A 9,369-nucleotide genomic window follows, 5' to 3' on the forward strand; every position below is an offset into this window, starting at 1 on the left:
TCACTGAAATTCGGTACTGCTAAAATATACTTTTTATTTGTTGCCATAAAATAGACCTCCTTTAATACACAATATTAATCAACTTTATCCTAGCACAAGATAAAAACAATTACTTTGTTACTTCTCTACAAAAATAATTGAGAAAAGGGGACAGTCTTTTTTCTCTATTTGCTTCTGTGATGATAAAAAAGCAGTGATATTGTAGTTTATACTAATATCACTGCTTTCAAAGCTTTTATTATCTTCGTTAGAAAATTACAAAACAGTGATATCGATCACAAATTCCGATATCACTGTTTTATCTAAATTAATATTACTTCCTTGGTTTCCATTCCTTCCATACCTTACCCGCCAATTCAGGTGAATGAGGAAAAGTGAGAAAAAGGACAGACCCTTCTTCTCACTTTATTTGCTACTATATTATAAACCTAATAATAAACAATACTGCTAATATATACATTGTTGGTGATATTTCTTTTGTTTTGCCAGTTATTAATTTTAATATTACATAAGACAATAATCCAAAGACAATTCCTTCTGCAATACTATAAGCTAGTGGCATCATTATTATTGTTAAAAATGCTGGAATAGCTTCTGTAAAATCTTCAAAGTCAATTTCTTTTATAGGCCCCATCATAAATAATCCTACTAATATTAATGCTGGTGTTGTAGCCGATGATGGTACCATTATAAATAATGGTGCAAATAATAATGAAAGGGCAAACATACCTGCTGTTGATAAAGCAGTAAGACCAGTTCTACCTCCTTCTGCTACTCCTGAAGCACTTTCTACAAAGGTGGTTACAGTGCTAGTACCTAAACACGAACCTGCCACTGTACCTACAGCATCAGCTAATAATGCTTCATTTACCTTTGGAAGTTTCCCTTCTTCATCTAACATATTAGCCTTTGACGCAACACCTGTTAAAGTTCCAATAGTATCAAATATATCTACAAATAAAAATGTAAATACTACTATTAACATATCCATCGTAAAAATATTTTCCCATTCAAATTGAAATGCCACTTCCCTCAAAGATGGCGGTAGACTAATTATTCCTCCTTCTGGAGTCACTGTTACCCCCATAGGTATCCCTATAATAGTGGTGGCTATAATACCAATAAGTAATGCTCCCTTAACCTTTTTAGCTAATAAAAAGCCCATTATTATAATCCCTATTAATGCCAGTAAAACACTAGGATCCTTTATATTTCCTAAAGTTAAAGGTACCCCTTCTCCTACTACTACAATACCTACATTGGAAAGTCCTATAAATGCAATAAACAATCCAATACCTACAGAGACTGACTTCTTTAAATTTAGTGGAATGGCATTAAATATAGCCTCTCTTGCTCTCACAAAGGATAATAATATGAAAATAATACCTTCAATAAGTACTGCAGTTAATGCAAATTGCCATGAATAACCCATGTCCAATACTACAACATAAGCAAAGAATGCATTAAGCCCCATACCTGGAGCTAAAGCAAAAGGATACTTTGCATATAGAGCCATTATTAATGTAGCTATAACAGAGGCTAAAGCTGTAGCTGTAAATACTCCTCCTTTATCCATCCCTGCATCTGAAAGGATAAGAGGGTTTACCGCTAAAATATAAGCCATAGTCATAAAAGTGGTAATTCCTGCTACAATTTCAGTTTTTACATCTGTACCATGTTCTTTCAGTTTAAAAAAATTCTCCATATTATAACTCTCCTTTAACGCTAATTTTATAACATATAATTAATAGTAATTATTATAATTAACCCACGCCCGTCTTCTTATCCTAGTTACCCTACTAAGAAGTAAGAAAAAAGGTCCGTCCCCTTTTCTCAGTTGCCGATATCATTTCTGAAGCACATTCCATTAAAATTTATTTTTTCTATATTTTTATATACTTTATCTATTGCTAGATCTATAGTATTTCCTAAGGCTGTAATAGATAATACTCTTCCTCCATTGGTATAAAGCTTTTGGTTTTCAGTTTTGGTTCTGTTGTGGAATACAATTATATCCTTATCTAATTTTTCTAACCCTTTTATCTCTTTTCCTTTTTCGTATTTAGATGGATAGCCTTTAGAGGTAAGTACTACTGTAGCACATTTTTCTTCTCTCCATTTTAAATCTTCTTTTTCTAAAGTTCCATTGATAGTTTTTTCAAAAATATCTACTATATCACTTTTTAATCTTGGAAGAATTACTTCTGTTTCTGGGTCCCCAAATCTTACATTAAATTCTAAAACTTTTGGTCCTCTCTCTGTAATCATAAGACCTATAAATATTATGCCTCTATAATCGGTATTTTCTTTTTCAAATCCTATTTTTATATTTTCAAAAACTTCTTCTCTTATAATATCTTCTAATTCCTTATTTAAAATAGTATTTGGTGAAAAACACCCTACGCCACCAGTATTTGCTCCTTTATCTTTTTCAAATATTTTCTTATAATCTCTTGCAGTTTCTAAAGGAATTATTTTATCCTTTGTCACTAAACAAAGTAGAGAACATTCTACTCCCTCTAAAAATTCCTCTATAACTACAGTTTCACCAGCTTCTCCAAAGACTTTTTCTCCCATTATCTTGTCAATGGCCTTTAATGCTTCTTCCTTTGTATTTACTATTAACACTCCTTTTCCTGCACAAAGACCATCTGCCTTTATTACAAGAGGATAGTTAAATTCTTCTAAACTATTAATAGCTTCTTCCCTAGTATTACAGCTTTTATATTTAGCTGTAGGTATATTATATTTCTCCATAAACTCTTTTGAATATAACTTACTTCCTTCTAATTGAGCAGCCTTTTTATTTACTCCAAAAATCTTTAATCCTTTTTCCTTAAATTTATCTACTATGCCATTAACTAAAGGCTCCTCTGGACCTACAACTGTTAGATCAATATTATTTTCTAAAGCAAAATTTCCAAGGGAATCTAAATCTGAAGGATTAATATTTACATTTTCGGCTAAATCTTCTGTTCCACCATTTCCTGGTGCACAATATATTTTGGACACTTTTTCACTTTTAGCTATTTTCCAACAAAGAGCATGTTCTCTCCCACCACTACCTACTACTAGTACCTTCATCGTCTTTCTCCCCTCTTTCTCTTTTAGTGTTTAAAATGTCTCATACCTGTAAATACCATAGCTATACCATTTTCATTAGCTGTCCTAATGGCCTCTTCATCCCTTATAGAGCCACCTGGCTGAATAATAGCTGTTACCCCTGCCTTCGCTAAGGCCTTTATAGAATCATCAAAAGGGAAGAATCCATCAGAGGCCAGAACACTTCCCTCTACCTTTTCACCACTATGTTCAATAGCAGCCTCTACTGCCCACACTCTATTTACTTGCCCCATTCCTATACCTATAGTTCCCTTATCTTTAACTAAAACCACTGAATTTGATTTAACATATTTCACAGCTTTCCAAGCAAATAATAGATCTTCCATTTCCTCCTCAGTTGGTTTCCTGTCAGTTACTACTTCTAACTCTTCTTCAAGTAATTCAGTATCTCTTTCTTGTACTAATAGTCCACCTATTACTCTCTTCATATCTAAGAATTTTTCACCCTTAACCATAATTTCTGGCAGTTTAAGAATCCTTATATTTCTCTTTGACTTTAATATTTCTAAGGCTTCACCACTATAAGAAGGAGCTATAACTATTTCTATAAATATTTCATTAATTCTTTTAGCTACTTCTTCATCCACCTCCCTATTAATAGCCAATATCCCACCGAAAATAGACTTTGGGTCACATTCATAGGCTTTTTCATAAGCGTCTATTAAGGTTTCTCCACTACCTATACCACAAGGATTAGCATGTTTTACAGCTACCACCGTTGGTTCTTCAAATTCCTTAAGTATTTCTAAAGCTCCATTTCCATCATTTATATTGTTAAAAGACAATTCTTTTCCATGTAATTGTTCACAAACTCCTATAGTTCCTGTAGGACTGAAAACATCTTCATAAAAAGCAGCTTTCTGATGAGGATTTTCTCCATATCTTAATTCTTTCTTGTTATCAAAAGTTATTGTTAATTTTTTAGGAAATATTATTTCGTCTAATTCATTGAAATAATTAGCTATTAAACTGTCATATTGAGCGGTATATTGGAATACTTTCCTAGCTAAATATTTTCTAGTCTCTAAATCAGTTTCTCCCTTTTTTTTAAGCTCTTCTAAAACTAGTTCATAATCTAGTGGGTCTATAACCGTAGTTACGAATTTATAATTTTTGGCTGCAGCCCTAATCATTGAAGGACCACCTATATCAATATTTTCTATTATTTCCTCATGGCTTACTCCTTCTTTTAATAAAGTTTCTTTAAAAGGATAGAGATTATTTACTACTAAATCTATAGATTTAATATTTAATTCTTCCAAAGTCTTTAAATCTTCCTTATAATCTCTTCTAAAAAGTATTCCACCATGGATATATGGATTTAAAGTTTTTACTCTTCCATCAAATATTTCTTTAAAGTTTGTCACATCTTCAATATCAATTACATCTATTCCAGCGGTTTCTAAAGCTTTTTTAGTACCACCTGTTGAAACTATTTCCCAACCTAATTCTTTTAACCCTCTTGAAAATTCCACTACTCCACTTTTATCATAAACACTTATAATTGCCCTTTTCATTTAATCACCTCAATCTTACTACTTTTCTTTCATCAATAGACAATTTCCTGTCACAATAAAGTTTCACTGCTTTAGGTAATAGTTTATGTTCTACCTTTAGCACCCTTTCTTTTAAGGTAGTTACCGTATCATCTTCATAAACTTCTACTATCTCCTGTAAAATTATAGGTCCTGTATCTGTCCCTTCATCTACAAAGTGAACAGTAGCTCCCGTTACCTTTACTCCGTATTTTAATACTTCCTCGTGAACTTTCTCCCCATAATAGCCTTTACCAGAAAAACTAGGTATTAAAGAAGGATGAATATTTATAATTCTTCCTTTATATTCTCCTGCAAAACCTTTAGATAATATTTTTAAATATCCTGCTAATACTACAAGTTCAATATTTCTTTTATTTAATTCTTTAATTATTTCTCTATTGTATTCTTCTGATGAATTAAAATCTTTGGGATTTATATAAAGAGTTTCTATACCTACTTTTTCTGCTCTAATTAAACCATAAGCTTCTTTTTTATTAGAAATTACTAATTTGACTTCTCCCTTTATATAACCTGACTTTGTATTGTCTATTAGTGCTTGAAGATTACTTCCACTTCCTGAAATTAAAACACCAATATTTGTTAATGGCATAATTTTATTCTTTCCTCTCCTTTTTTAATTTCACCAAGGATAATACCTTTCTCTTTTTTTTCTTCTAAAAACTTAATTATTTTAGATCCTTCTTCTTTATCTACAACTAAAACCATACCGATACCCATATTAAATGTGTGATACATTTCATCTATATCAATACTTCCCCATTCTCTTAGTAAATTGAATATTAAAGGCATCTTTATTTTTGTAGTATCTACTACAGCAGTTAATCCTTCTGGTAAAACTCTTGGTATATTTTCATAAAGTCCTCCACCAGTAATATGGCTTATACCTTTGATATGGTAATCTTCTATTAATTCATAAACAGGATTAACATATATTCTTGTAGGCTTAAGTAATTCTTCTCCTACTGTACAACCTAATTCTTCAATATATTTATCTAATTTAATATTTGCTACTTCAAGTATTTTTCTTACTAGGGAATAACCGTTACTGTGGATACCATCAGAAGGTAGTCCTATCACTAAATCTCCTTCTTCTATAGCCGAGCCATCAATTATTTTTTTCTTATCCACTATCCCTACCGCAAACCCTGCTAAATCATATTCATCTTCTTTATAAAATCCAGGCATTTCTGCTGTTTCTCCACCAATTAAAGCAGAGCCTGCTTTCTTACATCCACTAGCTACACCTTCTACTATTTTTGCCATTTTTTCCGGTTCTAATTTTCCTGTGGCTATATAATCTAGGAAGAATAAAGGCTTTGCCCCTTGACATAATATGTCGTTTATACACATTGCTACACAATCTTCTCCAATAGTATTATGTTTGTCTAGTTCAAAAGCAATTTTTAACTTTGTCCCTACTCCATCAGTTCCAGAGACTAAAACAGGTTCTTCATAATCTTCATTATTCAGTTGGAATAAACCAGCAAATCCACCAACATCCCTAAGGACTCCTTCTGTATAAGTTTTCTTCACAATATTTTTTATTAAGGAAACCTGTTTATATCCTGCTTCTTTATCTACTCCCGAATTTTTATAAGTTAGCTTCATTCCTTTCTCCCTCCTTTATATTCATAGGATAAATATTATTGAAACAGCCAGTACAAAATACATCATCATTTCCTGCCCCTTTTATAAGGCCTTCTAAAGATAAGAATGCCAAAGAATCTGCACCAATAATTTCCCTAATTTCTTCTACTGATTTTTCAGAAGCTATTAATTGTTTTCTTTTGGAAGTATCTAGTCCAAAAAAACAAGGGTATTTTACTGGTGGTGAGCTTATCCGAACATGTACTTCTTTTGCTCCAGCATCTTTTATCATTTTTACAGTCTGTTTAACGGTAGTTCCTCTAACTATAGAATCATCTACAAGCACTACTTTTTTTCCTTTCACATTTTCATCTAAAACATTTAATTTTATCTTTACTCCCTGTTCTCTTAACTCCTGAGTTGGCTGGATGAAAGTTCTTCCTACATATCTATTTTTTATTAATCCTTCATCATAAGGCATCCCGGAAGATTCTGCATAACCAATAGCTGCCACTGTACCAGAATCAGGAGCTGATATTACTATATCTCCATCTGCTGGACTTTCCTTAGCTAAAATTCTTCCTGCTTCTCTTCTAGCTAAATATATACTTCTTCCATCAATCTTACTATCAGGCCTTGCAAAATATATAAATTCAAATAAGCACATTTTCTTTGGTTTTGCATCATCAAACTTCATACTTTTTAGACTTTCTTTATTTATTACAACCATTTCTCCTGGTTCCACATCCCGTACTAATTTGGCTCCCATTGTGTCAAAAGCACAAGTTTCTGATGAAAGAACATAATCATTACCTAATCTCCCTATAGATAAAGGTTTCATGCCATAAGGATCTCTTACACCTATTAATTTATCTGTAGTCATAAGGACTAAGGTATAAGAGCCTTTGATAGTTTCTAAGGCTTTAATAATAGCTTCTTCTATATCGTCTTTATGGTATCTAGCTATTAAATTAGCTATTACTTCTGCATCTGTATTAGATTGAAATATGACTCCTTTGTCTTCTAGTTCATCTCTAATTTCTTTAGCATTAACTATATTTCCATCATTGGCCAAGGCTAGAGCCCCTTTCTTATATCCAATTACTAAGGGCTCTACATTGGCAGTAATATTTTCAATAGTATCTGAGCTTCTTACATGGCCTATACCTATATTTCCTCTTAATCTATCTAGAGTTTCATTATTGTAAGCCTCATGGACTAAACCAAATTCCTTTGTATAATCAACAAATCCATTATTATTTACAGCCATTCCAGTGCCTTCTTGTCCCCTATGTTGCAGAGCATATAAACCATAGTATATTTTTTTGGAAATATTTTTTTCTTCCTCCGTATATAAACCTATTATTCCACTCATTTTTTCACTCCCGTAAAATAGCTTTTTATACTTCCTCATCCATTTTGTCAACATTTAAAGCCATTTCTTTTTTATAATCTTTTAGCTTTTCTTTCAACTCTGGATATTTTAGTGAAAGAATTTGTACTGCTAAAAGTCCAGCATTCTCCCCTCCATTTATTGCTACAGTAGCTACTGGCACTCCCTTTGGCATTTGGACTGTAGATAAAAGAGAATCCATTCCATCCATAGTTGAAGATTTAATTGGAACACCTATAACAGGTAAAGTAGTAACTCCTGCCAATACCCCTGCTAAATGAGCAGCTTTCCCTGCTAAAGCAATAATTACTTCTATACCATTTTCCTCTGCCTTTTCTGCAAATTCTATAGCTTTATAAGGTGTTCTATGAGCTGAAATAACCCTTAATTCTATTTCAACTTGAAACTTTTCTAATATATCAACTACTCTATCTCCTATTTCCTTATCCGATATACTTCCCATTACAATAGCAACTTTCACAATATCCCTCCTATTTAAAATAATTAATTCCTGCTTCAAATATCTTGTCATTTCCACTACCTTCTATATTTTTATAGATATCCTTATCTATTCTATCGGAGCTAGCCATTTTACCTAATATTCTGCCTTCAGAACTAGTTATACTTTCTATAGCAGCCACAGAATTTGTCGGGTCAAAGTCAACATATTGAGTAGCTATTTCCCCGTTTTTAATTAATTCTTCAATAGTTTCCTTGTCCCCAACTACTCTACCTTCTTTAGTTGATAATGGTAATATATGAATATCTCCTACCTTTACATTATTAAACCAAGGTGATAAATTAGATACAACCTTTGTTTTTACCATTGTAGATATATGTTGACCTAATGGATTATAAGTTATATTTAGCCCCTTTTCATCTAAATCTTTTATTCCTTCATAAGGTATAAGCCCTGACTTTACTAATCCTTGGAATCCATTACCTATTCCTAAAACTAATCCATCTTTATTATTTAATAAATCCATTATTGCATCTTTAACCCATAGATTTTTCAATACAATAGATATGAACTTCCCTCCACCTTCTGGTTCATCTCCTAAAACTGCTCCATCAGATAATCCAAGTATTTGACATTCTTTAATTTTTTTGGCTAATTCTTTGTAAGAGTTTTCTATATTACCTTCTGTCAATGTCCTAAAGACATAGGTTTCTACTATTCCACCAGCCTTTTCAAATTTCTCTGCCATATCGTATTCTCCATAAGTTCCATTAAATATTGGAATCAATACTCTAGGTTTAGCTACTTTAATATTAGATTTTTTCTTAGAAGCTTCAATATATTTAATAGGTTTTATCTTTTCTTTGCTACCTTTATTTATTGGAAATACATTTTCTAAAGGTTCTTCCCATTTATCTATTAAATTTCCTATAGAAATCTTTTCTCCTAGTATTTCAATACATTGTTTTTCTACAGTCCCACCTAATAATTTATAATCTATATCTTTTAATAGTTCTTCTGTATCCCCATTTATCTCTACTACTATTGAGCCGTATTTAGGTAGGAATAATTCTTCTTCAGCTATATTTGAATTAAATTTCATTCCTATTTTATTTCCAAAACTCATTTCACTTATAGTTCTAGCTAGGCCACCAAATTTAATAGTGGAAGCAGATATTATTTTTCCCTCATCAATTAATTCTTTTATCTTTCCATAATTTCTTTTCAGCTGTTCAAAATCTACCATA

The 9,369-nt window shown here is 31.8% G+C and carries 8 protein-coding genes; all 8 read right to left on the reverse strand.

Translation table 11 applies throughout. From position 1 onward, the window contains the following. Positions 1-415: 415 nt before the first annotated feature. Complete coding sequence (locus VK071_02415; protein ID HLR34163.1) at positions 416-1,705, reverse strand: NCS2 family permease; 1,290 nt, start codon at positions 1,703-1,705, stop codon at positions 416-418. 128 nt (positions 1,706-1,833) lie between these two features. Then, a complete protein-coding gene (gene purD, locus VK071_02420) occupies positions 1,834-3,084 on the reverse strand; it encodes a phosphoribosylamine--glycine ligase (protein ID HLR34164.1) in 1,251 nt (416 codons plus the stop codon). 23 nt (positions 3,085-3,107) lie between these two features. Further along, a complete protein-coding gene (gene purH / locus VK071_02425) occupies positions 3,108-4,640 on the reverse strand; it encodes a bifunctional phosphoribosylaminoimidazolecarboxamide formyltransferase/IMP cyclohydrolase (protein HLR34165.1) in 1,533 nt (510 codons plus the stop codon). Positions 4,641-4,644: 4 nt separating this feature from the next. Further along, complete coding sequence (gene purN, locus VK071_02430; GenBank protein HLR34166.1) at positions 4,645-5,271, reverse strand: phosphoribosylglycinamide formyltransferase; 627 nt, start codon at positions 5,269-5,271, stop codon at positions 4,645-4,647. After that, positions 5,262-6,290, reverse strand: coding sequence for a phosphoribosylformylglycinamidine cyclo-ligase (gene purM / locus VK071_02435; GenBank protein ID HLR34167.1), 1,029 nt, complete (start codon positions 6,288-6,290; stop codon positions 5,262-5,264). Before purM ends, purN begins: the two co-directional genes overlap by 10 nt. Further along, on the reverse strand, positions 6,274-7,644 hold the full coding sequence (gene purF / locus VK071_02440) for an amidophosphoribosyltransferase (GenBank protein HLR34168.1): 1,371 nt from the start codon (positions 7,642-7,644) through the stop codon (positions 6,274-6,276). The genes purM and purF overlap by 17 nt, the downstream gene beginning before the upstream one ends. A gap of 25 nt (positions 7,645-7,669) precedes the next feature. After that, positions 7,670-8,143, reverse strand: coding sequence for a 5-(carboxyamino)imidazole ribonucleotide mutase (purE, locus tag VK071_02445; protein HLR34169.1), 474 nt, complete (start codon positions 8,141-8,143; stop codon positions 7,670-7,672). 10 nt (positions 8,144-8,153) lie between these two features. Continuing rightward, positions 8,154-9,369: phosphoribosylformylglycinamidine synthase subunit PurQ (locus VK071_02450; GenBank protein ID HLR34170.1), on the reverse strand; the 1,216-nt coding region annotated here is incomplete at its 5' end.

Source organism: Tissierellales bacterium (assembly GCA_035301805.1).
Lineage (GTDB): Bacteria > Bacillota > Clostridia > Tissierellales > DATGTQ01 > DATGTQ01.

Coding starts and splice junctions, on each gene's coding strand:
- VK071_02415 (HLR34163.1), bottom strand. CDS start 1,705: ATGGAGAATTTTTTTAAACTGAAAGAACATGGTACAGATGTAAAAACT.
- purD (HLR34164.1), bottom strand. CDS start 3,084: ATGAAGGTACTAGTAGTAGGTAGTGGTGGGAGAGAACATGCTCTTTGT.
- purH (HLR34165.1), bottom strand. CDS start 4,640: ATGAAAAGGGCAATTATAAGTGTTTATGATAAAAGTGGAGTAGTGGAA.
- purN (HLR34166.1), bottom strand. CDS start 5,271: ATGCCATTAACAAATATTGGTGTTTTAATTTCAGGAAGTGGAAGTAAT.
- purM (HLR34167.1), bottom strand. CDS start 6,290: ATGAAGCTAACTTATAAAAATTCGGGAGTAGATAAAGAAGCAGGATAT.
- purF (HLR34168.1), bottom strand. CDS start 7,644: ATGAGTGGAATAATAGGTTTATATACGGAGGAAGAAAAAAATATTTCC.